At 73.6% G+C, this 25,623-nt stretch carries 20 protein-coding genes; 11 read left to right on the top strand and 9 right to left on the bottom strand.

Going from position 1 to position 25,623, the window contains the following annotated elements; genetic code table 11:
• Positions 1-30 precede the first annotated feature (30 nt).
• Entirely contained in the window at positions 31-1,377 is a 1,347-nt protein-coding gene (locus B9S64_RS01340) for an MFS transporter (protein WP_103488738.1), read from the bottom strand.
• Between the two features lie 121 nt (positions 1,378-1,498).
• Between B9S64_RS01340 and B9S64_RS01335 the strand changes: the two genes are divergently transcribed.
• Positions 1,499-2,713 carry an ROK family protein gene (locus tag B9S64_RS01335; RefSeq protein WP_103488737.1) on the top strand — a complete coding sequence of 405 codons (1,215 nt, stop codon included), beginning with the start codon at positions 1,499-1,501 and terminating at the stop codon, positions 2,711-2,713.
• Between the two features lie 177 nt (positions 2,714-2,890).
• On the opposite strand, the gene B9S64_RS01330 is transcribed toward B9S64_RS01335, so the two are convergent.
• Both B9S64_RS01330 and B9S64_RS01325 read right to left on the bottom strand, forming a co-directional pair.
• Positions 2,891-3,415: an ATP-binding protein gene (locus tag B9S64_RS01330; protein ID WP_181012116.1), complete on the bottom strand. Its 525-nt coding sequence runs from the start codon at positions 3,413-3,415 to the stop codon at positions 2,891-2,893.
• Positions 3,416-3,582: 167 nt separating this feature from the next.
• Entirely contained in the window at positions 3,583-3,939 is a 357-nt protein-coding gene (locus tag B9S64_RS01325; protein WP_103488742.1) for a hypothetical protein, read from the bottom strand.
• A gap of 196 nt (positions 3,940-4,135) precedes the next feature.
• Here B9S64_RS01325 and B9S64_RS01320 point away from each other — a divergent pair, with 196 nt between their 5' ends.
• Positions 4,136-5,269 carry a PLP-dependent cysteine synthase family protein gene (locus tag B9S64_RS01320; RefSeq protein ID WP_103488735.1) on the top strand — a complete coding sequence of 378 codons (1,134 nt, stop codon included), beginning with the start codon at positions 4,136-4,138 and terminating at the stop codon, positions 5,267-5,269.
• A 103-nt stretch (positions 5,270-5,372) separates the two neighbouring features.
• Here the strand turns inward: B9S64_RS01320 and B9S64_RS01315 are convergent, their stop codons facing one another.
• Positions 5,373-5,807 (bottom strand): Immediate-early protein 2, encoded by a 435-nt coding sequence (locus tag B9S64_RS01315; RefSeq protein WP_103488734.1) that lies wholly within the window; start codon positions 5,805-5,807, stop codon positions 5,373-5,375.
• A gap of 92 nt (positions 5,808-5,899) precedes the next feature.
• Positions 5,900-6,727, bottom strand: coding sequence for a DeoR/GlpR family DNA-binding transcription regulator (locus tag B9S64_RS01310; RefSeq protein ID WP_103488733.1), 828 nt, complete (start codon positions 6,725-6,727; stop codon positions 5,900-5,902).
• 325 nt (positions 6,728-7,052) lie between these two features.
• Here B9S64_RS01310 and B9S64_RS01305 point away from each other — a divergent pair, with 325 nt between their 5' ends.
• Positions 7,053-9,335, top strand: a complete 2,283-nt coding sequence (locus B9S64_RS01305) for a hypothetical protein (protein ID WP_258317598.1) — start codon at positions 7,053-7,055, stop codon at positions 9,333-9,335.
• On the opposite strand, the gene B9S64_RS01300 is transcribed toward B9S64_RS01305, so the two are convergent.
• The 3 genes from B9S64_RS01300 to B9S64_RS01290 form a co-directional block, all read right to left on the bottom strand.
• A complete protein-coding gene (locus tag B9S64_RS01300; RefSeq protein WP_103489361.1) occupies positions 9,305-11,776 on the bottom strand; it encodes a right-handed parallel beta-helix repeat-containing protein in 2,472 nt (823 codons plus the stop codon). The genes B9S64_RS01305 and B9S64_RS01300 overlap by 31 nt on opposite strands.
• A gap of 221 nt (positions 11,777-11,997) precedes the next feature.
• Positions 11,998-12,618 carry a hypothetical protein gene (locus B9S64_RS01295; protein ID WP_103489362.1) on the bottom strand — a complete coding sequence of 207 codons (621 nt, stop codon included), beginning with the start codon at positions 12,616-12,618 and terminating at the stop codon, positions 11,998-12,000.
• Positions 12,619-12,964: 346 nt separating this feature from the next.
• Positions 12,965-13,468: a DUF6643 family protein gene (locus tag B9S64_RS01290; protein ID WP_103489365.1), complete on the bottom strand. Its 504-nt coding sequence runs from the start codon at positions 13,466-13,468 to the stop codon at positions 12,965-12,967.
• A gap of 1,435 nt (positions 13,469-14,903) precedes the next feature.
• Here B9S64_RS01290 and B9S64_RS01280 point away from each other — a divergent pair.
• Both B9S64_RS01280 and B9S64_RS01275 read left to right on the top strand, forming a co-directional pair.
• Positions 14,904-16,283, top strand: a complete 1,380-nt coding sequence (locus tag B9S64_RS01280; protein ID WP_103505023.1) for a hydroxymethylglutaryl-CoA reductase — start codon at positions 14,904-14,906, stop codon at positions 16,281-16,283.
• Between the two features lie 160 nt (positions 16,284-16,443).
• Entirely contained in the window at positions 16,444-17,769 is a 1,326-nt protein-coding gene (locus B9S64_RS01275) for a TerD family protein (protein ID WP_109492205.1), read from the top strand.
• Positions 17,770-17,785: 16 nt separating this feature from the next.
• Here B9S64_RS01275 and B9S64_RS01270 read toward each other — a convergent pair whose 3' ends face one another.
• Positions 17,786-18,985 carry a glycosyltransferase gene (locus B9S64_RS01270; RefSeq protein WP_103489457.1) on the bottom strand — a complete coding sequence of 400 codons (1,200 nt, stop codon included), beginning with the start codon at positions 18,983-18,985 and terminating at the stop codon, positions 17,786-17,788.
• A gap of 58 nt (positions 18,986-19,043) precedes the next feature.
• Between B9S64_RS01270 and B9S64_RS01265 the strand changes: the two genes are divergently transcribed.
• The 6 genes from B9S64_RS01265 to B9S64_RS01240 all read left to right on the top strand — a co-directional run bounded on the left by B9S64_RS01265 (position 19,044) and on the right by B9S64_RS01240 (position 25,595).
• Positions 19,044-19,829, top strand: coding sequence for a glutamate racemase (locus tag B9S64_RS01265; RefSeq protein ID WP_109491940.1), 786 nt, complete (start codon positions 19,044-19,046; stop codon positions 19,827-19,829).
• Positions 19,830-19,899: 70 nt separating this feature from the next.
• Complete coding sequence (locus tag B9S64_RS01260; protein WP_103490358.1) at positions 19,900-20,466, top strand: hypothetical protein; 567 nt, start codon at positions 19,900-19,902, stop codon at positions 20,464-20,466.
• Positions 20,467-20,552: 86 nt separating this feature from the next.
• Positions 20,553-22,175 carry an apolipoprotein N-acyltransferase gene (gene lnt / locus B9S64_RS01255; protein ID WP_103490355.1) on the top strand — a complete coding sequence of 541 codons (1,623 nt, stop codon included), beginning with the start codon at positions 20,553-20,555 and terminating at the stop codon, positions 22,173-22,175.
• Between the two features lie 9 nt (positions 22,176-22,184).
• Positions 22,185-22,664: an NUDIX domain-containing protein gene (locus B9S64_RS01250; RefSeq protein WP_103490354.1), complete on the top strand. Its 480-nt coding sequence runs from the start codon at positions 22,185-22,187 to the stop codon at positions 22,662-22,664.
• A 274-nt stretch (positions 22,665-22,938) separates the two neighbouring features.
• Positions 22,939-24,207, top strand: coding sequence for a glycoside hydrolase family 16 protein (locus B9S64_RS01245; protein ID WP_103490353.1), 1,269 nt, complete (start codon positions 22,939-22,941; stop codon positions 24,205-24,207).
• Positions 24,204-25,595 (top strand): chitinase, encoded by a 1,392-nt coding sequence (locus tag B9S64_RS01240; protein ID WP_109492204.1) that lies wholly within the window; start codon positions 24,204-24,206, stop codon positions 25,593-25,595. The genes B9S64_RS01245 and B9S64_RS01240 overlap by 4 nt, the downstream gene beginning before the upstream one ends.
• Positions 25,596-25,623: the final 28 nt, after the last annotated feature.

The following is a 25,623-nucleotide window of genomic DNA, read 5'->3' as shown; positions in this document are numbered from 1 at the left end:
GCCGGGGGAGCGGAGTACGCCTGAGTACGCCTACTCAACCGCCGGTGCCCGGGTGGTGCCGCGGGCCGCGTAGCCCAGCACCGCCGCGATCGAGGCGAGCAGCGTCACCGTCGTGAGCGCCATCGGCAGCGAGAGCCGGTCGGCGAGGAAGCCGATGACCGGCGGGCCCACCAGCATCCCGCCGTAGCCGAGCGTCGACGCGGCGGCCACTCCGCTCGGTCCGGCCAGCGCGCCGGCCCGGCCGACCGCGACGGGGAAGATGTTGGCCAGCCCCAGTCCGGCCAGGGCGAAGCCGGAGAGGGCCAGCCAGACGGTCGGGGCGAGCGCGCCGAACAGCATGCCGACCGCGGCCGTCGCCCCGCCCGCCACGAGCGTGCGGGTCTGCCCATGACGTTCCAGCAGCGCGGTGCCGCCGAGCCTGCCGATGGCCATGGTCAGCGCGAACAGCGAGTAGCCGGCCGCCGCGGGGCCCGCACCGGCGTGCAGGTCCTCGGCGAGGTGCAAGGCCCCCCACTCGGCGAGCGCGCCCTCGCCGTAGGCGGTGCACAGGGCGATGACACCGAACAGGATCACGATCCGGCGTGTGGCGCCGCTCATCCGGTGCGCCGGCCCGGAAGCCGAACCGGCCCCGGAGACGGACCCCGCCGTCTCGGCGACGGACCCCGGCGCGGCGACTGACCCGGTCTCGGCGACAGGCCCCGGGGCGGCGACGGCCCCCGGCCGGGTTCGCGGTCCGGTCGGGGTGGCGGGCGGTTCGGAGGCCCGCCGGTTCCTCAGGAGTACGGGACCGGCGCACGCGGTGACGAGCAGGCCGGTCCCGGCGAGGCCGAAGAGGTGTGTCGCGGGGGAGAGGCTGCCCGCGACCAGCCCGCCCAGTCCGGCGCCCGCCATGCCGCCGAAGCTGAACGCGGCGTGGAAGCTCGGCATCACCGGGCGGCGCAGAGCGGCCACCAGATCGACGGCCACACTGTTCATCGCCACGTTCATCCCGCCGTAGGCCGCGCCGAACAGCAGCAGGACCAGCCCCAGGGCGGGGACCGAACGCGTCTGCGCCGGAAGGCAGATGCTCAGGGAGAGCAGCACCGCGCAGACCACGGTGACGGCATGGCCGCCGAAACGCCGGCAGAGCCGGCCGGTCAGCATCATCGTGATCACCGCGCCGGCGGAGACCCCCAGCAGCGCGAGCCCCAGGGTGGAGGCGCTGGCCCCGGTCTGGTGCTTCACCGCCGGGATGCGGACCACCCAGCCGGCGAACACGAAACCGTCGAGGGCGAAGAACACGGTCAGTGCGGTACGGAGTCGGGCCGGCGAGGGCGCGGCGATGTCCCCGCCGAACTCCCCGGGCAGCGTCGTCCGCAATTTGTTTAGTTGCGGCACAAAGGCAGCATAGAGGCGCCCCGATCGCGCACGCAAGCCTTCGGTCCCGGCGGGAGGCCGGCGGCCGAGGTGGAGTGCCGGGGCGTCCGCGACGGCCCAGGATCATGGGAGACTCGCCCCCATGAACGGCAAGTCGACCACCACGCGAACGAAGTTGGAGCGGGGCCGCAGCGCCCTCGGTCCCGCCCTGGAGCTGGTGCACACCGGCCGCGCGCCCACACGCGCCGTGCTGACCTCCGAGCTGGGCGTCACCCGCGCCACCGCGGGCGCCGTGGCCGCGGAGCTGGAGGCGCTCGGACTCATCAAGGTCGACTCCAGCCCGGGTTCCGCCGCCGGTTCGCAGGGCCGTCCCTCGCACCGGCTGTCCATCCGGGACGACGGCCCGGTCACCCTCGCCGCCCAGGTGCACTCCGACGGCTTCCGCGCCGCGCTCGTCGGCCTCGGCGGCAGGATCGTGGCCACCGCGCCGGGCTGCGTCACCGTCATGGCCGACCCCGCCCAGGTGCTCGGCGAGGTCGTCGAGGCGGGCGCCCAACTGCTGCGTGAGACCGGCCTGCGCTGCGTCGGCGCCGGACTCGCCGTCCCCTCGGCGGTCGCCGAACCCGAGGGCACCGCCCTCAACCCGATGCATCTGGCGTGGCCCGGCGGCGCCCCCGTACGGGAGATCTTCACCAGCCGGGTCCGCGCGGCGGGCATCACCGGACCCGCGTTCACCGGCAACGACGTCAACCTGGTCGCCCTCGCCGAACACCGGCACGGCGCCGGACGCGGCGCCCAGCACCTGCTCTGTGTGGCCACCGGCCACCGCGGTGTCGGCGGCGCGCTCGTCCTGGACGGCCGTCTGCACACCGGCAGTTCGGGCCTCGCCCTCGAAGTCGGCCACCTCACCGTCAACCCCGAGGGCCGCCCTTGCCACTGCGGCGGACGCGGCTGCCTGGACGTCGAGACCGACCCGCTCGCCTTCCTCACCGCGGCGCACCGGACGCCCGGCCCCGAGGAATCCCTCCTCAAACAGGCCGGCGACCTGCTGCGCACCGAGTACGCCGACCCCGACGTGCGGGCCGCCGCCGAGGAACTGATCGACCGGCTCGGCCTCGGCCTGGCCGGTCTGGTCAACATCCTCAACCCGGACCGCGTCATCCTCGGCGGGCTGCACCGCGACCTGCTGGAGGCCGACCCCGACCGACTGCGCGCGGTCGTCGCCGACCGGAGCCTGTGGGGCCGTAGCGGCAGCGTGCCGATCCTGTCCTGCACCCTGGCCCACAGCAGCCTGGTCGGCGCGGCCGAACTGGCCTGGCAGCCGGTGCTGGACGACCCGCTGACCGCCCTGGTCTGACCGCGTCCGTACCTCCGTCGGCCGCCCTGCCCTGGGCCGCCCCACCCCGGCGGTTCGCGCTCGGGAGCGGGCAGCCGCGGCGCCTGGTACCGGTCGCCGGGCGGGTACCACGGGACACGTACGGGCGGGCGCGTCGAACCCTTCGGGGACCGGCGCGCCCGCCCGTACGGCACGGTGTCAGCCGACGACGGCCGACCGGGCCCTCGCGGGTGCCGTCACCGGCTCCATGGTGACGGCGGGCATAGAGCCGAACGGCCCGTCGGTCGTCGACCCGTACACCGGGAGGGGAGGCAGAGCGGCGGCGAAGGAAGGTGCCGGCAAGGTGAACCAGACGACCTTTCCGGTGTCGTCACTCGGTCGTACACCCCAGCTCTCGCTGACGGCGGCGATCATCGCCAGGCCGCGGCCCGAGGTCGCGGACGAGTCGGCGTCGCGCACGGTCGGCAGCCGGGGGTCGTGGTCGTGGACGGAGACCGTCAGCCGGTCGAGCAGCAACTCGATCTTGACGGTGCATGATTTGTCCGGCTGGGCATGCCGGTGGACATTGGTCAGCAGTTCGGTGACGCCGAGCGCGGCATGGTCGATCAGAGGATCGAGATGCCAGTAGCGCAATTGCGCCGAAATGATTCTGCGGACCTGACCGATACGCGACGGCAGGGCTTGGAGCTCCACCGCGCAGTGCCTGCTTGGCTCGCTGATCACGGCTGCGACTCCCCGAAATAGGTCCGGAAGAAGACGAAGGGACGGATCCAGCAGATGGCTGCCTGCTGTTTCTGGTCGGGTCATGCGTGGTCCGCCTCGATCGGCCCGGCGTAGCGGCTCGCGCTGTCACCGCCGGTGCACGATCAGTGACGTGTGTCCAGCGTGACTCAGGGGGTTGGGGTCCGCAACTCGCGCCGGCTGTAGGGAACCGTCGCCTCGGCCTCACCGCCGCGCAGCGCCGCGAGGAACCTGCCGACCGGTACGGCGCCACCGGGCCTGCGGTTGCGCTGGCCCATCGTCAGCCGGTACCGCACTCCGTTGACGTACGCGACGGCGGAGTCGGCCCCCAGGAACCACCGCCTGCGCGCGGTCACCGCGCTCAGCGGAGCGCTGTCGATCTCCCGGCCGTAGCTGGTCAGCAGCGCCAGGCGTCCGTCCTTCACGATCACCTGGCCGGCCCGGGTGAGGGAGCGGAACCACCGCTCGATCCTGACATCGGCCGCACTGAACTCGCTGTCCGTCACGACGACTTCACCCCCCATATACCGGCTTCTGCTGAGAAGTCTCCCTCGAACGGGGCGTTCGCACCAGAGCGCGTCCAGCCGAATCGTTCCGCCTGGGCCAAGGCGGGGCTATGGAGCATCAAAGTGAACGTTTGTGCAGGTGGGGGGATTATCGTGGAGGAGGGGAACAGCCCCCGGGACGAGAAGGAGACCGCCGATGGACACCAGTGAACACGGGCCCGGCGGTGCGGCCATGGCGACCGGGGACGTCGACCGCAGCGACCCCGACTACCGTGCGTGGCTGAAGAACGCGGTGCGCACGGTGCAGGCCGACGCCAACCGCTCGGCCGACACCCACCTCCTGCGCTTCCCGCTGCCCGAGGCGTGGGGCATCGACCTCTACCTCAAGGACGAGTCGACGCACCCCACCGGCAGCCTCAAGCACCGGCTGGCCCGCTCGCTCTTCCTCTACGGCCTGTGCAACGGCTGGATCCGTCCCGGCAAGCCGGTCATCGAGGCGTCCAGCGGCTCCACGGCCGTGTCGGAGGCGTACTTCGCGAAGCTGATCGGCGTGCCGTTCATCGCCGTGATGCCGCGCACCACCAGCCCCGAGAAGTGCCGGCTGATCGAATTCCACGGCGGACGCTGCCACTTCGTCGACGACGCCCGGCTGATCTACGAGGAGTCCGCCGCGCTCGCGGCCGAGACCGGCGGCCACTACATGGACCAGTTCACCTACGCGGAGCGGGCCACCGACTGGCGGGGCAACAACAACATCGCGGAATCGATCTACCAGCAACTACGCCTGGAGCGCTACCCGCACCCCACCTGGATCGTCGCCACGGCCGGCACCGGAGGCACCTCCGCGACCATCGGGCGCTACGTCCGCTACATGCAGCACGACACCCTGATCTGCGTCCCCGACCCGGAGAACTCCTGCTTCTTCGACGGCTGGACGCACCACGACCCGCTGGCCACCAGCGACCGCGGCTCACGGATCGAGGGCATCGGCAGACCCCGGATGGAGCCGAGCTTCGTGCCCGGCGCCATCGACCGGATGATGAAGGTGCCCGACGCGGCGTCCGTCGCCGCCGTCCGCGTCCTGGAACGCGCCCTCGGCCGCAGGGCGGGCGGCTCGACGGGCACCGGGCTGTGGAGCGCGTTCAAGCTCGTGGCCGAGATGGTCGCGCAGGGCAGGACCGGCAGCGTCGTCACCCTGTTCTGCGACCCCGGCGACCGTTACCTCGACAAGTACTACTCCGACAGCTGGCTGGACGACCAGGGCCTGGACATCCGGCCGTACACCCGCACCATCGACCACTTCCTGGACACCGGCGCCTGGACCGGATGAACCGCCCAACCGGCCCGCGTACGCACCGCCACGGCGGCGTACGGACCCGCCCGGCCGGGCCGTACGCAACAGCGGGGACGGCCGGGCCGCGGGAACCGGGCGTTCAGCCGTCCAGCAGCGTGCCGAGCACCCGCCCGAAGACCCGCCGCCCCACCTTCGCCAGCAGCGGATCGGCCCCGGACGGCAGCAGCCGCACCCACAGCTCCTCGACCCAGATCACATGGGAGCCCGCCCCCGTCGGACGTACGTCGATGGAGGCGCGGCCCCGCACCAGCGAACCGCGCTTCTCCAGCTCGCACACCCCGGCCCGCCCGGCCGCGGGCGGGGTCCACCGCACCACTTCCATCGGATCGTCGAACCCCAGCGGCCCCAGGCCCGTACGCGCCACGAAGAGCGTGCCGGTCCTGGTGGGCGGATCCGTCCGCACACTGACCGAGGTCAACGGGACGGTGTCCCCGTGGCGCTCCCACGCGGTCACCCGCCGCCACGCCTCGGCGGCGGGGAGGGGAGAGAAGCGCTCGATCCGGAAGACGGCCACGGCACGATCCTAGGATGTCCGGGGTCCGCGCGAGGCGGACCGGAACGCGCATGTCACGGGCGGCCGGGCCGCCGCGCCGGGCCGCGAGGCACTCAGGACGCCGTGTCCGGACCCGCGACCACCAGCCCCGGCAGATGCTCCTCCACCTCCTGCCGGACCCCGTCCGGCAGGCCCGCGTCCGTGACGAAGGTGTCCACCTCGTCCAGGGAGGCGAACGAACTCAGCCCCACCGTCCCCCACTTGGTGTGGTCGGCCACCACCACGACCCGGCGCGCGGAACGCACCAGGCGGCGGTTGGTCTCGGCCTCCGCGAGGTTCGGGGTCGAAAGACCGGCCTCGGCCGAGATCCCGTGCACCCCGAGGAACAGCACGTCGAAGTGGAGCGAGCCGATCGCCCGGTCCGCGACCGGACCGACCAGCGAGTCCGACGGCGTACGGACCCCGCCGGTCAGGACCACCGTGGCCGCCCCGGACCGCCCGTTGACCGACGCCGTGCGCTGGGCGTCGTGGAACACGTCCGCGACCCGCACCGAGTTCGTCACCACCGTCAGACCCGGCACGTCCAGCAGGTGCCGGGCCAGCGCGAACGTGGTCGTACCGCCGGACAGCGCGATCGCGCTGCCGGGGGCGGCCATCGCCGCCGCCGTCCGCGCGATGTCCTCCTTCGCGCTCAGCTCCAGCGTCGACTTGGCCTCGAAACCGGGCTCATGGGTGCTCGCCTCGGCCACCGGGACGGCCCCACCGTGCACCTTCTCGATCACACCCTGCCGCGCCAGCGCGTCCAGGTCCCGGCGGACGGTCATGTCGGAGACGCTCAGCCTGCGGGTCAGCTCGTTGACGCGGACGCCACCGCGCTTGCGCACCTCGTCGAGGATGAGAGCACGCCGCTGCTCCGCGAGCAGGTTCTGGTTCTCGCTCAACCCGGGCCCGGTCCTTCCCTGGAGTCCACACGGTCCGGCAGCGGCCTGCGGGACGCCCTCATCCTGCCACGCACCCCCACCGGCCGTGCCACTGGGGAGATTCGGTGAGAAGGGTGCCGCCGGCACCGCCCGTCCGGGACAGTGGTGACTGTGCGTCAGTGCGGGACTCCGCCCCGCGCAGGCGCCCCCCTTTCCCGCAGGCCGAGAGGCCGGACGACCGGAGAGCGAGCCACCGACCGTGACCCGTGCCCATCAGGCCCCGCCGAGCAGCGGGGCAGCGCTGGAACTGCTCGTCCACGGCGTCGGCGGAACCACCCCGCACGAGATGCTGGGGGACCCCCGGATCACCCGGGTCACCGGCGACACCACCGCGGCCGTCTACCGGCGCACCGAGGACGTCGGCGCCGAGGACCACCCGGAGCGCCACCGGGACGGGCCCGTCCCGGAGGCCTACTGCTGGTCCAACCTCACCTCCGGCAACGGCTCCCGGGCCCTGTGGCTGCTGCTGCTCCCCTTCATGGTGGTCAACCTCGCCCACTGGATGCGCCCCACCGCGCGGAGCAGGGGCACCGCGGTCCGCCTGTACGGGGTACTGGTCCGGCTCATCGCCCTCAGCCTCACCGTGCTGCTCACGGCCGCCGCCTGCGAGGTCGCGCTCGACCTGGTCGCCTGGCAGTGCGCCGGCGCGGCCGAGTGCGCGGGGCGCCGGTCCTGGCTCGGCTTCCTCTCACCCGGCCAGGGCGGCTGGTGGTCCCAGCCCGGCCGCCGCCTGGCGCTCGCCGCCCTCGTGCCCGCCGCGCTCGTCGGACTGCTCTGGTACCTGTCCAACCGCACCTGGAGCGCGTACGAGTCGCAGCGGCCGCTGGAGCTGGAGGAGCCCGACGACGCCCCGGCCCCGGCGGGGGCCCCGGAACCGGTCGGCGCCCCCGCCGACCGGCCCGCCCTCGGCCGGCCGGGCTTCTGGTACGGCCGCAGGCTGGTGGCCCGGCTGCGGGCCGCCCACACCGCGGCGGGATTCCTCACCGTCGCGACGGCCGTCGGGGGAGCGGCCGCCCGGTACGACCGGTCCGCCGGGAGCCCCGCCTCCGCCTCGCTGGGCCTGCTGCTCGAAGGGGCACTCGTGGCATGCGGGGCCGTCGTCGTCGGGGTGGTCTGCCGCCGGGGCCGCAGCGAACGGCGCCTCGACAACCGGATCGACCGCGCCGTCACCAGCTTCCTGCCGCCCGCCGCGCTCCTCCTGCTCCTCCTCGCCTGCGGGTACGCCGCGTGGTCGCGGCCCGGCTGGAACTCCTCGGGCGCCCTACCCGGCGAAGCGGTCTTCGGCGTACTGGTGCTCGGCCAGGGCCTCCTCGTCGTCGTACTCGCCGCTGTGGCGTGGAGCCTGTACCGCCGTACGCCCGAGCCGCGCACCACCCTGCGCGGGCTCGGCGGTCCCGCCGTCGCCATGCTCGCCTGCGCGCTGGGCGGGGTGATGACCGGCGGGGTGGCCCAGCGCGTCGCCGACTGGCTGGACGGCCCCGCCACGCCCGGCATGGGCGGCCCCTCCCTGGTCGAGGGCCCGCCCGTGCTCCTGAGCTGGCAGGCCTCCGTCATCCCCGTCCTCCTGGTCCTGCTGCTGGCCCCCGTCACCTGGCTCGTCGCGCGCACCGCGCGGCGTGCCCGACGGCTCGGACCCGAGGTCGAGGCGGAGTACGCCCCGGCCCACCCCGATCCCGCCCGCACCCGGCGGATCGCCCGCATCAGGGCCACGGCCGTGCTCACCGACTCCGCGCCCCGCATCGTCGGTCTGGTCTCCGGCGCCACCCTGTTCCTGGGCGCCGGGGCGGTCGTCGGTTCCTGGTACAGCGGGCAGGTGCCCGGCCTCGCCCTGGACGACGCGGGACCCTTCACCGAATCGCTCGCGGAGGCCGCGCAGGCCACGGGCTCCTGGCTGATAGGCGTCGGATTCATACTGTTCGTCACCTGGGGGCGGCGCGCCTACCGCGATGTCTCCGCCCGCCGCACCATCGGCATCCTCTGGGACGTCGGCACCTTCTGGCCGCGCGCCGCCCACCCCTTCGCACCGCCCTGCTACGCCGAGCGGGCCGTCCCCGACCTCTCCTCCCGGATGTGCGCCTGGACGGGGAGCACCCGCGGCAGACTCGTCATCTCCGGCCACTCCCAGGGCAGCGTGCTGGCGGCCGCCGCCGTGTGGCAACTGCCGGCCGCGGCGCGCCACCAGGTCGCGCTGCTCACCTACGGCTCCCCGATCGAGCGGCTCTACGGACGCTGGTTCCCCGCCTACTTCGGGCCCGGACCGCTCCAGGGCCTGCACCGGTCCGTGCACTGCTGGCGCAACCTGTGGCGGGCCACGGACCCCATCGGCGGCCCCGTCAGGATCGACGAGGGCGGCCGCCCGGAGGTGGACCGGGGCCCGCTGAAGGACCCGCTGGTCTACGGACGCACCGTCGGACACCCGCTGCCCGAACCCGTCCTCGGGCACTCCGACTACCAGGCCGACCCGGTCTTCGCCGTGGAACGGGCCGCGCTCCTGGACCGGCTGGGGCCCGTGCTGCCCCGGCAGACCGCCGGGGAGGTTCAGGGCAGCTCGGGCAAGTCCTCCGGGTAGAGCAGCGTGAGGTCGTCCGTGCTGGGCTCGGTCAGCTGGGCCACCCGGCCCGCGTGGCGCTCGACCATCGACTCGAACGTCTGACGGGCCGTACGCCCGTTCCCGAACGCGGGGCCCTTGGGGAGCGCGGTGAAGTACTTCAGCAGCGCCTCACCGCTGCCGTCCGCGAGGCTGTACTCCTGCTCCTCGGCCTGCTGCTCGACGATGCGCAGCAACTCCTCGGGCACGTAGTCGCTGAAGGTGATCGTGCGGGAGAAGCGGGACGCCACCCCGGGGTTGACGGTGAGGAAGCGCTCCATCTCATGGGTGTACCCGGCGACGATCACCACGACCGCGTCCCGGTGGTCCTCCATCAGCTTGACCAGGGTGTCGATGGCCTCACGCCCGAAGTCGCGGCCGGAGTCCTCGGGCGACAGCGCGTACGCCTCGTCGACGAACAGCACCCCGCCGCGCGCCCGGTCGAACGCCTCCTGGGTGCGGATCGCGGTGGACCCGATGTGCTCGCCGACCAGGTCGACCCGGGACACCTCCACCAGGTGGCCGCGCTCCAGCACGCCGAGGGAGGCCAGGATCTCCCCGTAGAGCCGGGCCACCGTGGTCTTGCCCGTGCCGGGGGAGCCCGTGAAGACGAGGTGCCGGCGCACCGACGCCGCCTTCAGACCGGCCAGTTGGCGGCGCCGGCCGACCTCGATCATGTCGGTCAGCGCCCGCACCTCGCGCTTGACGCTGTCCAGCCCCACCAGCGTGTCCAGTTCGCCCAGGACGGCACCGGCGTCACGCGGCGGCTCCGCCGGGTCCTGCGGTGCCGGTACGGAGGCGGAGGGCGCCGGGCCCGCGACGGGCGGGGCGGCCTCCGTCGTCCGCTGTCCGGACAGCGAGCCGAGCAGTCCGGCCGTCCGGTCCGGGGCCAGGACCGGCGGGGCCGGGGGAGCGGCGGGGCGCAGCGCGCTCTCGTCGCTGGTGCAGTCCTCCACCACCGGGCCGCCCGTCCGCCCCTCGGTGTGCGGGGACGTCCCGTCGGCGAACTCGTAACCGCCGCGCGCGCACCGCTCGGTGCGGCACCGGCTGAGGGTGGAGCGGCAGCCGTCCATCACATGGAAGCCGTAGCCCTCGCTGCCGGTCACCCGGCAGCCGCGGAAGGTGCCGCGGCCCTCGGCGGAGACGTAGAAACCGGCCTCCGCGGGCGAGGAGACCGTACAGCGCTCGATGGTCGGGTCGGCCCCCTTGGTGACGATGACGCCGGTCTGCGCGCTGTCGATGGTGCAGTTGTTCAGGGTGCCGCCGCTGCCGTGGTCGCGGAACCAGGCACCGGTGGACGCCTCGCGGATCCGGCAGTCGTCGAGCTGGGCGGTGGCCCCGTCGCTCACCGAGACGGCGGTGTTGCGGATCTGCGACAGGTCGCTGTCCACGACGTCCGCGCGTGAGCCCCGGTCGAGGACGAAGAGCGCGTCGGGCACGTCGTGGACCCGGCAGGAGTCGAGGACGACGGTGGCGCCGTCGCTGACCCAGACCGCCGGGTAGTCGCCCGTGCTGTCGTGGATCTCGCACTGGTTGGCGTCCACCCGTGTGCCCGGGTCCCAGACGGAGAGGCCGTTGCGGCCGAAGCGGCGCACGGTCGAGCGGGTCAGGGTGAGCACCGCCCGGGAACGCAGGTCGATCGCGTTCTCCGGGATGTCGTGGATGTCGCAGTCGGCGAGGGTGAGGACCGCGTCGGTGTCCAGGGTGACGCCGTCCGCGGACGTGCGGTGCACGGTGCAGTCGGTGAGGTGCGCGGAGCCCCGGCCGGTGACCTGCATCCCGCTGCCCTTGATCTCGTACACCTCGCAGCCCACCGCCTCCAGGGCGCTGCCCTCCCCGGTCACGCTCAGCCCGGCGCCCGAGGCGTGGTGGACCCGGCAGCGGTCGAAGCGGGGGCGGGCGCCGTCGCGTACCGAGATGCCGGACTGGCCCGCCGAGACCACCTCGCACTCCTCGAACACACCCGCGGCGCCGTCGAGTACGGCGATTCCGACCCCGGCCGGATTGTCGACGCCGCACCGGCGGACCGTCGGCCTGGCACCGCCGCGCACCTCGATGCCGACGGCCGACCTGGTCACGACGCGCAGGTCCGTCAGCTCCGGTGTGCCCTCCTCCACGAGCAGGGCGGGGGCCGTCGCGTCCTGGCCCTCCACATGGATGTCGCGGATCACGGCGGCGGACCGCACGGTCAGCGGCACCCCGTCGGCCGGGGCTATTCGCACGGAGCCGGCGGAGCCCTCCCCGCCGCGCAGGGTCACCGCCCGGTGGACGACGAGATTCTCCCGGTAGGTGCCGGGGGCGACGGTCAGGACGTCCCCGTCGGCCGCTGCCTCCAGGGCCGCGGTGAGGGAGGCGTATTCGCCCGTGCGGCGGCGCCATCGCGATGTGCCGGTGTGCGTCACCTGGACCGTGCCCTGTGCCATGGTGCTGCTCTGCCCCCACCTCGTGCCGTGTGCGCTGCCTCGTTGCCCGTCCGCACGCCGTGCGGCTGCCGTCACCGCCGGTCACGGCAGCTCGGGGTCAGCCTGCCGAGGAGACGGGCCGGCCGGTCCACCGTAGCGCGCGCCGCGACCCCTGGTTGACGGGTCGGCCGACCGGAGGGGGACGGTGGTGCCTCCGGGACCGGTGGCCGCCCGCCCGGCGGTCAGTTGCCCTTACCCGTTCTGCCCCAGTCGGGGCCCGTTTCGGCCCAGGCCCGGTCGATCCGCAGGTACCGCCGCCGCACCATGCGCCACAGCACGAGTCTGCGCGCCACCTCCACCGAACCCGCCGCGAGCAGGGCGGTACCGACACCGGCGAGCACCGCGTGGGTGCGGGCCGTCGAGGCGTCCATCGGCCGCATGGCGGGGGCGCCCGTCTCGTCCGTCCAGATCCGGATACGTGTGCCGGGGGCGGTGGTCTCGGACGTCGTGGAGACCGTGCCCGACCGCTCGGTGCCGTCCGGCGCCTTCCAGACGGCGGTCACGGAGGTGCGGGTGGTGGCCTCCCGCACGACGCTCTCCGAGTCCTGGACGAACGGTGACGTGCCGTCACGGTTCGCACGGACCACGACGGCGGTCGTGAGGTGCCGCTGCGCCCGCTGGCTCTCGACCGCCGCCTGGAGGGCGTCGTCGGTCAGCGAGCCGCACAGCCGGCCGAGCAGCGGGGCCGCCACCACCATCAGCAGCAGGGCGGCCAGCGTGAGCCACGCCTCATGGCGGTCGGTCGGACGGTACAGAGGACTGCGCCGCCAGCGACGGAACCCCAGGACCGCCCGCACCGTCACACGCACCCCTCCCCGTCCGTCCGCTCCCGCCCACCCGGCACGCCTCCCGGCGCGGTGGCGGCAGGCCGGAGCCTCCCCACGTCACCAACGACGGGCGTGCCCGGATGAGTTCCCGGCGGTCGGTCCGGGTGGTCGGTCCGGGTGGTGGTGCGCGGCGCGGCGGCGCAGGGCTTCACCGTCCGGAAGGCGACCTCCCCGGTCGCGATGCGCTTCCAGCCGTCCCCGGCCCACTCCGGAACAGCACGACGACGGCCGTGGCGCGGGCGCCGCCACCCGCACAGGACGGATGACGCGCTCCCGGGCGCGGACGGCCGCACTGTGCCGCCTGGCCGGAAGTCCGCCGCTCTCAGTAGCCCCGGCTCTGGTACGGCCGGTTGTACGGGTCCTCGTACGGCGACTGCGCCGGAGCCGGAGCGGGCCGGGGCGAAGCGGGACGCATCGCCTCGTACCCCGTGCCCGGCCGCTGCGGTTGCTGCTGTTGCGGCGGGGGCTGGTAGCCACGGGGCGCCGCCGGCTGCTGCGGGATGTACGGCGTCGGCGCGGGATGCAGTTGGGCCGGCTGCATCATCGGCGCCTGCTGCGCCCCCATGTTCTGGTACTGCGGCTGCCCCATCGGCTGCTGGTAGCCGTAGGACCCGGTGTGCTGCTGGGACGGGGCCGCGGGCAGGGCCGGAAGCGCCGAAGGCAGGGCCGGCAGGTAGCTGTTGCCGGTGTCGTAGGCGGCGGGAACCCGGATCGGGGCGATCTGAGGTGTACCCCGCTCGGCGACCAGGGAGTCGTAGATCGGGGTGTCGGGGAACGACGGCGCGGCGTAGTAACCGCCACCGTAGGTGGAGCGGGGGGAGGTCATGGCCATAAGTTAAGCCCACGATGTGCGGATTGGGGAGCCCCAGTCTCCGGGTCATCCGTTTTATGCTGGTTCTGTCCGCTTGACCTGTCAGAACACCGTAAAGCTTCTGTTAACAGCGGGGACTTTTCCGGGGGAGGAAGCCGAATCTGACGAGAAGTGGCGGACGGATCACAAAGGGCGACATCCACGGCGCGCTCACCGGGGCGGAGGGCATCGGCCCCCGGACGCCCGGAACTTCGGTCGTCCCGCCCCATGATCTGATCGGCGGCCGGAGGGTTTCGGGATCATCGCCGCGGAACTCGGCGCGGCATTCCCGACCCGCGAATGGCATGACGCGCGAATGACGCTGCCGACGTGGCCCGGTCCGGTCCCGGGCCACGGTCACCCTGGGCGGACGTCGTCGCCGCGCGGACGGCGGGTGATCCCGGTGATCCGCCGGGAGACGCGTGCCCTCCGCCGGAACCCCGCCCTCGCGGCGGACGTGCGGCGGGCGGTGGCGCGGAACTCCCGGACCGTCCGCCCGCGCGGCCCGGCGGAGTGTTTATGCGGGCGGCCCGCCTTACCCCCGGGACCGCGAATCCGTGCTTCATCAGGGCACGAAACCGGGTCCGACTCGGATGAGTACCGCCTTTGACACGAGACCCGGATACACACGCCCGTCCCAATGATCGCCGTAGGCCACCGGCCCGGTCCCGCCCGTCACTTCACGGTGATTCGTGAACGGTGATCGGAGCGCACGAAAGAGGCCGGGCCCGGCGGATTCGACCGCGCCCGGGGCTCTTCGGCCACGCGCGCTCATCCGGGAACGCCTGCCATGTCCCCGGTATCCGTTGCGGAGACAGGTAGTTGACGGATAGTCGAAGAAGAAGCCGTGTCCCGCCGAGCGCCTTCCCCCTCCGGCGCGTGCGCGGGACGTGTACACCGTACGGCCAGGGACTCCGTGCGCGGACAGCACGGCAACCGGTCCGTACGACGGGCGGGCCCTCGGCGCCTCCTCCGCCGCGCCCGCGCGCGCCGTCCGAGGGAGCGCGCCCGCGTAACCCCCGGGCCTCGGTGTCGTTGAGCGGGCGTGAGGTCTGTCCGCCGGGCGTCGCGATGGGGGGAGTGGTCGCACATGTCCGACACGGAGTACGGAGCGCATGGCCGCCCGTGGGCTGTTCGCCGCCGGGGGATCACCGGAGGTCCCGTCCCGCACGTCGTCCGCGGCGACCCGGCCACAGGGCCGTGGCGGTGCCCGACGTCACGAGGCCGGTGACCGCGCCGGCCGGAGACCCGCGTACCGCGACGGCGCCCGCGAGGACGGGCCGGTCGCCGACGCGCTCGCCCTGACCGACCCGCCACCGCCGCCGCAGTCCCACTCGTACCCCGGGGCGGCCGTACCCCGAGCGGCCCGTCGGGCCGCCGCCGCCCGCCACAGCAGAAAAGGTGATGACGCATGAGCTCCGGAGAACGTCACGGCCGGCCCGTTCCGCCGCGCGCCCCCGGACGGTACGTGCCGGCCCGGGGGGTCTACACGGAGGAGGCACGGCTACGACGGCTGAGCTGGCTCCGGTCGGTGACCGGATCGGCGCTGGACTCCCTGCACCACACACGGCTCGACGCCGCCGCCCTGACCGGCAACATCGAGGGGCTCGTCGGCACCGTCGAGATCCCGGTCGGTGTGGCCGGACCCCTGCTGTTCCACGGGACGCACGTCCAGGGCGAGGTCTACGCCCCCATGGCGACGACGGAAGGCGCCCTGGTCTCGTCCGCGACGCGGGGAGCCCTGGCCGTCACCATGGCGGGCGGCGTCAGCACACACGCCCTGTCGCAGGCGATGACGCGTGCTCCCGTCTTCGCCTTCTCCCGGCTGGCCGGTGCCGCCCGCTTCGCCTCGGCGGTCGTCCAGCACCTCGGAGACCTCCGCGCCGCCGTCGGGCAGGTCTCCCGGCACGCGGTACTCGTCTCCGTCGAGCCCGTGGTCCTGGGCAGGACCGTCCACCTGAGGTTCAGGTACACCACCGGGGACGCCTCGGGGCAGAACATGACGACCGCCTGCACCTGGCACGCGTGCCAGTGGATCCTGCGGCAGCCGTACCTGGTCGCGGACGGGGAACTCGAATCCTTCCTCATCGAGGGGAACACGTCCGGCGACAAGAAGGCGTCGGCCCAGGCAGTGGCGGAGGGCCGCGGGATCAGGGTGGCCGCCGACTGCCTTCTGCCCGCGGGGATCGTCGAACGGGTCCTCAGGACCACCCCCGACGAACTGGTCGGGGGATACCGGCACATCACGGCCGGAGCGGTCCACAGCGGGGTGCTGGGATCGCACGCCAACACCGCCAACATGGTGGCCGCGATCTTCACGGCGACGGGCCAGGACATCGCCTGCGTCCACGAGTCGGGCTCGGGGCAGTTCGTCCTCGAACGCACACCGGACGGTGTCTACGCCAGCATGACCCTGCCCGGCCTGGCACTCGGCACGGTGGGAGGCGGCACCCACCTGCCCACCCAGCGTGAACTCCTGGCGGCGATGGGATGCGCCGGCCCGGGAAGCGCCGCCCGGCTGGCGGAGATCATCGCCGGTTTCGCCCTGGCCCTGGACCTCTCGACGGTCTCCGCGGCCGTGTCCGGAGACTTCGTCGGCGCCCACGAACGCCTCGGCCGCAACAGGCCGCCCCACCGGAACGGTGTTCCCCGCCGGACCGTGCCACCGGCCGCCGCCGAACGCCGGACCGACGGCCCGGCGACGCCCGCGCCCCGCGAACCCGGGCCCGCCGCGGTGCCCCACCCGGCCCCGGGCCACGACCGCGCGGCACCGTCGCCCGGCGAACCCTGAGAACCGCCGTCCACCGGCTCGTCCGAGCGGCGAGGGCACGCGCGTCACCGGCGGACACCCGTGCCCCGCCACCGGGGTGGTGGGCGTGGCGGCGTCCCGGCGATTAGGTTGGCCCGAAACTCTCCGGGCAGCCGGACTCGTGTTGGGGGCGAGCATGACCATGCAAAAAGGAACGAACGTCGCGGTACCGGCCCAGGCCGTCCGGGTCGAACTGGGCTGGCGCGCCGCGCCCGGAGCACCGGACGTGGACGCCTCGGCGCTGCTCCTCGTGTCGGGAAAGGTGCGCGGTGACACCGACTTCGTGTTCTACAACCAGCCCGCGCACGGGTCGGGCGCGGTGCGCCACGAGGGCAAGAGGACCGTGGGCGGCGACGTCACGGACACCCTCCTGGTCGACTTCGGCCGCATGGAGCCGGCCATCGAACGGGTCGTCGTAGCCGCCTCGGCGGACGGCGGCGCGTTCGGCCGGGTGGCCGGTCTCTACGTGCGGCTCGTGGACCAGGCGAACGGCTCGGAGCTCGCCCGCTTCGACAGCACGGACGCCACGGTGGAGACCGCCTTCATCCTGGGGGAGCTCTACCTGCGCCAGGGCGCCTGGAAGTTCCGGGCGGTGGGACAGGGCTACGACACCGGGCTGGAGGGCCTGGCGACGGACTTCGGCATCTCGGTCGACGAACCCCAGCGGCCCGCCGCGCCCCCGCCGCCCGCCGCCCCGCAGCCCCCGTCGTACGTACCCCCCGCCCCGCAGCCGCCCGCGTACGCGCCCGCGGCCCCGCAGCCCGCCCGGCCGCCGGCCGCCCCGGCGGCGCCCGCCCCGCCGCCCGCACCGCCCGTCACCCAGCCGGTGCGGCTGACCAAGATCACCCTGACGAAGGAGACGCCGTCCGTCTCGCTGACGAAGCAGGGAGGGACCTCCGGAGCGCTGCGCGTCAACCTCAACTGGGAGGTACGCAAGCAGTTCAAGGGCTGGGGCGCGAAACTCGGCCGGGCCGCAGCCGTGCACGGGGACCTCGACCTCGATCTCTGCGCGCTCTACGAACTCACCGACGGCCGCAAGGGAGTCGTCCAGGCACTCGGGAACGCCTTCGGCTCCCTCGCGCAGCCGCCGTACATCCACCTCGACGGGGACGACCGCACCGGGGCGGTCTCCTCCGGCGAGAACCTCACGGTCAACCTCGACCACAAGGACCGGCTGCGCCGGATCCTGATCTTCGTCACCATCTACGAGGGTGCCCGGAGCTTCGCCGACCTGCACGCCACCGTCACCCTCCAGCCGAGGAACGGCGCCGCGATCGACTTCTCCCTCGACGAGTGCACGGTGCCCTCCACCGTGTGCGCGCTCGCGCTGATCACCAACGACGGCACCGGAGACCTCACCGTGCAGCGCGAGGCCCGCTATCTCGTGCCCCAGCGCGGTGTGAGCCCCCAGCGGACGATCGACGCGGCCTACGGCTGGGGCATGAACTGGACCCCCGGCCGCAAGTGACCTCCTCCGCGGGCCCTCAGGGCTCGGGCGCGGCCTCGGGACGGGCGTACGTACGCCCCTTCCAGGCCGCGCCCCGGCCCCGGTGGTGCTGGACGGCCGAGTCCACTGTCATCAGGAGGTAGAGCACCGCGGTGAACGGCAGCAGCGGAGCCAGCCAGAACGACTGCCGGTAGTAGCCGAGCATCGGCAGGTACGTCCCCGCCATCACCGTCCACGCCACCCCGCCCGTCCACGCGGCCACCGGGTCACCCGTGGCCAGTCCCGCCACCAGCGCGGCCGGCGGCACGACGTAGACCAGGAACAGCCCGGCCACCGCGGCGGCCAGCAGCGCCGGACTGTGCCGCAGTTGCGCGTAGGCGCTGCGCGAGACCATCCGCCACAGGTCCCGCAGCCCCGGATACGGCCGCACGCTGTCCACCCGGTCCGCGAGCCCCAGCCAGATCCGTCCCCCGCCGCGCCGCACCGCGCCCGCCAGCGACACGTCGTCGATCACCGCCTGCCGGATGGACTCGGGGATCCGGGCCCGCTCGGCGGCGTCGGCGCGCAGCAGCACACAGCCGCCCGCGGCCGCCGCCGTCCGTGACCGCTCCCGGTTCACCCACCGGAAGGGGTAGAGCTGCCCGAAGAAGTAGACGAACGCGGGCACGACCAGCCGCTCCCAGGTGCTCGTCACCCTCAGCCGCGCCATCTGGGACACGAGGTCGAAGCCGTCCGCGCCCTCCTGGCCGCCCTCGGCCGGCCCGGCCGCCGCCCGGACCAGCTCGCGCAGGCTGTCCGGCTCGTGCGCGATGTCCGCGTCCGTCAGCAGCAGGAACTCCGGCTTCCGGCGCCGGGCCAGGGCGATCCCGTGCCGCAGCGCCCAGAGCTTGCCCGTCCAGCCCGGTTCGGGTTCGCCCGGTGTCACCACCGTCAGGGGCAGGCCCCCGCAGCGTACGGACAGGGCGCGTGCCAGCTCCCCCGTGCCGTCCTCGCTGCAGTCGTCGACGAGCACGACCTCCGCTTCCCCGGGGTAGTCCTGGGCGAGCAGCGACGGCAGGCTCCTCTCCAGCACCCCGGCCTCGTCCCTCGCCGGGACGACCACCGCCACCGACGGCCAGCGCTCCGGCTCCGCCCGGTCGGGGAGCCGCTGGTCGGTGCGCCAGAAGAACCCCTGGCCCAGCAGCAGCCACACCCAGGCGGACAACGAACCCACGGCGATCCAGGCAACGGCGCTCATCCGCCGAAGTCTGCCCCACTTCGGCCGGGGCGCAAGGGCGGTCGACTATGGTGACCGGGTGAAGATCGCACTCATGGACTCGGGAATCGGCCTGCTCGCGGCCGCCGCCGCGGTACGCGCGCTGCGGCCCGACGCCGATCTGGTGCTGTCGTCCGACCCCGGCTCGATGCCCTGGGGACCCCGCACCCCCGACGACGTGACCGAGCGCGCGCTCGCCGTCGCGCGCGCCGCCGCGGCCCGCCGGCCGGACGCGCTGATCGTCGCCTGCAACACCGCGTCCGTCCACGCCCTGCCGGCCCTGCGGGCCGAGCTGGAGCCCGGTCTGCCCGTCGTCGGCACCGTGCCCGCGATCAAACCGGCCGCGGCCGGCGGCGGCCCGGTCGCCATCTGGGCCACCCCGGCGACCACCGGCAGCCCGTACCAGCGCGGGCTGATCCATGACTTCGCCCGGCACGTCGAGGTGACCGAGGTGCCCTGCCCGGGGCTCGCCGACGCCGTGCAGCACGCGGACGAGGCGGCCACCGGCCGGGCCCTGGCCGCCGCCGCGGCCCTCACCCCGCCCGGGGTGACGGACGTCGTCCTGGGCTGCACCCACTACGAGCTGGTGGCGGACCGTATCCGTGCCGCCCTGCGGCGGCCCGGCGTCCCGGAGGTCACGCTCCACGGCTCCGCCGAGGCGGTCGCCGCCCAGGCGCTGCGCCGCGTCGGCGCCGAGCCCGCCCCCTCGGCCGAACGCTCCGGCACCCTCACCGTCCTCCTCGGCGGCCGCCCCGCCGGCCTGCCCGTACCCGCACTGGCCTACCCGCAGGGCGTCTCCCTGGGCGCCGTGAGCGCCGCGCTCTGACACGCCCGCCGGGGCGCGCGCCGAGCCGGTGCCGGTACCGGCGGAGCGGATCCTGGGTACGCTGCTTCGCATGACGGACCACCCCGGCAACACGCGGCACGGTTCGAACCAGACCCCCGCGACGGTCTGGACGGGCCGGGCCACCAACCGCTTCCAGTGGCTGCTCGCGGCCGTGGGCGTGGGATGCATGGCGCTCGGTGTCGAGCTCGCCGTCGACTCCGCCTGGACCTCCGGTTTCGCCCCGCTGCTGATGGCGGTCATCGGGTGCCTGGCCGCCGGACTGCTGATCCTCTTCGGCACGCTCGCCTTCGTCCACGTGGCCGTCACCGTGGACGGTGACGCCCTGGAGGTGCGCTGCGGCCACATCGGGCTGCCCCGGCGCCGGATCCTGCTCGCCCATGTGGTCGACGCCGACTTCGCCCCCCAGGTCACCCCGAGACAGTGGGGCGGCTGGGGGTACCGCTGGCGCCCCGAGAAGGGCACGGCCGTGGTCGTGCGCCGGGGGGAGGCCCTGGTGCTCGCGCTGGGCGACGGCCGCAGGTTCACCGTCACCGTGGACGACGCGGAGGCCGCCGTACGGTTCATCCGCGACCGGCTGCACCTGGCGCCGGCCGCCGAGAAGCCCACCACGCCCTGACCGCGCCGCCGGGAACGCTCCGGCGGCGCACGACGGCCGTCCCGCGCCACGCCGCCCGCACAGCGGCGCACCGTAGACTCCGGCAGGTGAGCGCCACCATCACCACCGCCGAACCGCAGCCCGCCCCCGTGTCCCGCGGCGGGAGGCACGGGCCGAGGCTGGTCCGGCCGGCCGCCGCCGTCCTCTCCGGCGTCCTGCTGTACCTGAGCTTCCCGCCCCGCCCCCTGTGGTGGCTGGTGCTTCCCGGCTTCGCCCTGCTGGGCTGGGTCCTGTCCGCCCGCCGGCTCCGCGCGGCCCTGGGCCTCGGCCTCCTCGCGGGCCTCGGGTTCATGCTCCCGCTGCTGCACTGGACGGGGGAGGACGTCGGGCCCGTCCCGTGGCTCGCGCTCGCGCTGGCCGAGGCGCTGTTCGTCGCGGTGGGCTGCGTGGGCATCGCCGCCGTCTCCCGCCTGCCGTACTGGCCCCTCTGGGGGGCTGCCGTCTGGACCCTGGACGAGGCGGTACGGGCCCGGGTGCCGTTCGGCGGCTTCCCCTGGGGCAAGATCGCCTTCGGCCAGGCCGACGGCCCGTTCCTCCCGCTCGCCGCGCTCGGCGGCACCCCCCTGCTCTCCTTCGCCGTGGTGCTGTGCGGCTTCGGGCTCCTCGAAGCGGCACGCCAGGTCCACCGGTACCGGGCCTCCGGCACCGTGCGCCGGGCGGCCGTCGCCGCGGCCGCCACCACCGTCGCCGTACCGGCCCTCGCCGCGCTCGCGTCCCTGCCGCTCGTCGACGACTCGGCCGAGGACGGCACCGCCACCGTCGCCGCGATCCAGGGCAACGTGCCGCGCCTGGGCCTCGACTTCAACTCCCAGCGCCGGGCCGTCCTGGACAACCACGCCGCGCGCACCGAGCAGCTCGCCCAGGACGTGAAGGCGGGCAAGGTGCCGCAGCCGGACTTCGTGCTCTGGCCGGAGAACTCCTCCGACCTCGACCCGTTCCGCAACGCCGACGCCCGCGACGTCATCGACCGGGCCGTGCGGGCAATCGGCGCGCCCACCGTCGTCGGGGCGGTCCTCACCCCCGACACCGGGAGCCTCCGCAACACGCTGATCCAGTGGGACCCGGAGAGCGGCCCCGGCGACACGTACGACAAGCGGCACATCCAGCCGTTCGGCGAGTACATGCCGATGCGGTCCTTCGTCCGGGTCTTCAGCAAGGACGTCGACCGGGTCCAGCGGGAGTTCGGCCCCGGCGACACGGTCGGGGTGTTCGACCTGGCGGGCACCAAGGTCGGGCTCGTCACCTGCTACGAGGCCGCGTTCGACGACGCCGTCCGCGACACCGTGAAGCACGGGGGCCAGCTGATCGCCGTACCGAGCAACAACGCCACCTTCGGGCGCAGCGAGATGACCTATCAGCAGCTCGCGATGTCCCAGGTCCGGGCGGTGGAGCACGGGCGGTCCGTCGTGGTGCCCGTCACCAGCGGTGTGAGCGCGGTGATCCGGCCGGACGGCACGGTCGTGGAGAAGACGGAGATGTTCACCCCCGCCGCTCTGGTCGACGAGGTGCCGCTGCGGTCCTCGCTGACCCCGGCGACCCGGATGGGAGCCCTGCCCGAGGGCCTTCTCGCGCTCGTCGCGGTGGCGGGCCTCGGCTGGGTGGTGGTGCGCTCCGTGCGGGCGAGGAAGGACGGGACGGCGGGACCCGGGGACGTCCCGGCGGCCCCGTAGGCTCCACGCATGGCTACTCCTGACTTCATCCGCGAGATCCGCGCCACCGCCGGCCACCAGCTGCTCCTGCTGCCCGGCGTCACCGCCGTCGTCTTCGACGACCAGGGCAGGGTGCTGCTCAACCAGCGGTCCGACACGGGCAGGTGGTCGGTCATCGGCGGCATCGCCGAGCCCGGCGAGGAGCCCGCGGCGACCGCGGAACGTGAGGTGTACGAGGAGACCGCCGTGCGCTGCGTCGCGGAGCGGGTGGTGCTCACCCAGGCGCTGAAGCCGGTGCGGTACGCCAACGGCGACCACTGCCAGTACCTCGACCTCACCTTCCGCTGCCGGGCCACCGGGGGCGAGGCGCGGGTCAACGACGACGAGTCGCTGGAGGTGGGCTGGTTCCCGGTGGACACGCTCCCGCCGCTGAGCGAGTTCTCGCTGTTCCGGATCAAGCAGTCGCTCACGGACGGCCCCACCTGGTTCGCGCCCACCGCCGGAGCGTGAGGAGCCGGCCGTGCCGGACGCCGTCCCGGGCCGCTCGTACCGGCACGGCCCGGACACGACGTCGAACCCGCGTTCAGGTGTCTGGTCCATACCAGCCCCTTGACAGCTTCATCGTTCACTTCTTAAATCGCGTAGTGAACTAAGCCCCCCGCAGGGCGAGTCGTCGCCACCCGTCCGTCCCCTCCGGCGAGGGCCCGTGTCGTTCCTGCTTCGTCCCGCGATCTGTCATGCCCATGGCATATTGGATCCGCTCGTCGTCCCATGAAGGGCAACCATGGACTCCCCACGCCTGTCCAGACGTCTGCTTCTCTCGCTCGTCTCGGCGCTGACCCTCACGGCCCTGTCCGCCGGGCTCGCGCCGGGCGCGCCGGCCGCCGAGGCTCCCGCGCGCACCGCCGCCGCGGCGGCCGTCACCTTCTCCGACGAGTTCGACGGGCCCGCCGGCTCCGCCGTGGACGGCGGGAAGTGGCAGATCGAGACCGGCGACAACGTCAACAACCACGAGCGGCAGTACTACACGGCCGGCAACCGCAACGCCGTCCTCGACGGACAAGGCCACCTGGTCATCACCGCCCGCAAGGAGAACCCGGACAACTACCAGTGCTGGTACGGCCGGTGTGAGTACACCTCCGCACGGCTGAACACGGCCGGCAAGTTCACCACCACCTACGGCCGCGTCGAGGCCCGGATGCAGATCCCGCGCGGCCAGGGCATCTGGCCCGCCTTCTGGATGCTGGGCAACGACATCGGCCAGGTCGGCTGGCCCTCCTCGGGCGAGATCGACATCATGGAGAACGTGGGCTTCGAACCCTCCACGGTCCACGGCACCCTGCACGGCCCCGGCTACTCCGGCTCCGACGGCATCGGAGCGGGCTACACCCTGCCCGGCGGGCAGGCGTTCGCGGACGCGTTCCACACCTTCGCGGTCGACTGGAGCCCGAACGCGATCACCTGGTCCGTGGACGGCACCGTCTACCAGCGGCGCACCCCGGCCGACCTCGGCGGACGGCAGTGGGTCTTCGACAAGCCCTTCTTCGTCATCCTCAACCTCGCGGTCGGCGGCTACTGGCCCGGCGACCCCGACGGCAGCACCCCCCTGCCCCAGAAGCTCGTCGTGGACTACGTCCGCGTCAGCACCGACGGGGGCGGCCAGCCGGGTGGCGGCGGACCCATCACCGGTCTGGGCGGCAAGTGTGTGGACGTGGAGGGTGGTGTGTCGGCGAACGGGACGGCGGTGCAGTTGTACGACTGCAACGGTACGGCGGCGCAGCAGTGGACGGTCGGGGGTGACGGGACGATCCGCGCGCTGGGCAAGTGTCTTGACGTGGCGTCGGGTGGTACGGCGGACGGTACGCCGGTGCGGTTGTGGGAGTGCAACGGTTCGGCGGCGCAGCAGTGGGCGACTCCGGCGGCCCGTGACATCGTGAACCCGCAGGCGGACAAGTGCCTGGACGCGACGGGCAACAGCTCGGCCAACGGCACCCGGCTCCAGATCTGGACGTGCGCCGGCACCGCCAACCAGAAGTGGACGGTGACCCGATGACCACGAGGACCTCGGCGAGGCCCGTGGCCCGGGGGCTGCTGAGCACGGCGGCCGTGACCGCCGCCCTCCTCACCGGCCTGACGGCCGCCCCCGCGAGCGGCGCGGCCACGGCCACCGGCCAGATCACCGGTCTGGGCGGCAAGTGCGTGGACGTGGAGGGAGGTGCGTCGGCGAACGGGACGGCGGTGCAGTTGTACGACTGCAACGGTACGGCGGCGCAGCAGTGGACGGCCGGGGGTGACGGGACGATCCGCGCGCTGGGCAAGTGTCTTGACGTGGCGTCGGGTGGTACGGCGGACGGTACGCCGGTGCGGTTGTGGGAGTGCAACGGTTCGGCGGCGCAGCAGTGGGCGACTCCGGCGGCCCGTGACATCGTGAACCCGCAGGCGGACAAGTGCCTGGACGCGACGGGCAACAGCTCGGCCAACGGCACCCGGCTGCAGATCTGGACGTGCGGCGGCACCGCCAACCAGAAGTGGACCGCGCCGAGCGGCGGCGGAACCACACCCCCCGGTCCGGGCGCCATGGCCGTGGCCCCGTACCTCTACAACGGCTGGGGCAGCCCGCCCAGCCCCACCACCGTGATGAACGCGACCGGCGTCAAGTGGTTCACCCTCGCCTTCGTCCTCAGCAACGGCTACTGCAACCCCCAGTGGGACGGCAGCCGGCCGCTGACCGGAGGCGTCGACCAGCAGACGGTCAACACCGTGCGGTCGGCCGGCGGAGACGTCATCCCGTCCTTCGGCGGCTGGAGCGGCAACAAACTGGAGAGCTCCTGCTCCAGCGCGGGCGAACTGGCCGCCGCGTACCAGAAGGTCATCAACGCCTACGGTCTCAAGGCCATCGACATCGACATCGAGGCCGCGGCGTACGACAGCCCCGCCGTCCAGCAGCGCACGGTGGACGCGCTCAAGACGGTCAGGGCGAACAACCCCGGCATCAAGGTGTACGTCACCTTCGGCACCGGCCAGAACGGTCCCGACAGCAGCCTGATCGGCAGGGCCGCCGCCTCCGGCCTCACCGTGGACAGCTGGACGATCATGCCGTTCAACTTCGGCGGAGCGGGCCAGAACATGGGCCAGCTCACCGTGCGCGCCGCCGAGGGCCTCAAGACGGCGGTCAAGAACGCCTACGGGTACTCCGACGACCAGGCCTACCGGCACACCGGGATCTCCTCGATGAACGGCATCACCGACAACGGCGAGACCGTGACCGTCGCGGACTTCCGGACCATCCTCGGCTACGCGCAGCAGCGCCACCTGGCACGGCTGACGTTCTGGTCGGTCAACCGGGACCGGCCGTGCACCGGCGGCGGGGCGGACAGCTGCTCCGGCGTCTCGCAGCAGCCGTGGGACTTCACCCGGGTCGTCGCCCAGTACACCGGCTGACCCCGCCCGCGTCGCCCGGGCGGTCCTG

The organism is Streptomyces sp. SM18 (genome assembly GCF_002910775.2).
Taxonomy (GTDB): Bacteria; Actinomycetota; Actinomycetes; order Streptomycetales; family Streptomycetaceae; genus Streptomyces; species Streptomyces halstedii.
This window is presented reverse-complemented; position numbering and strand designations above follow the sequence as displayed.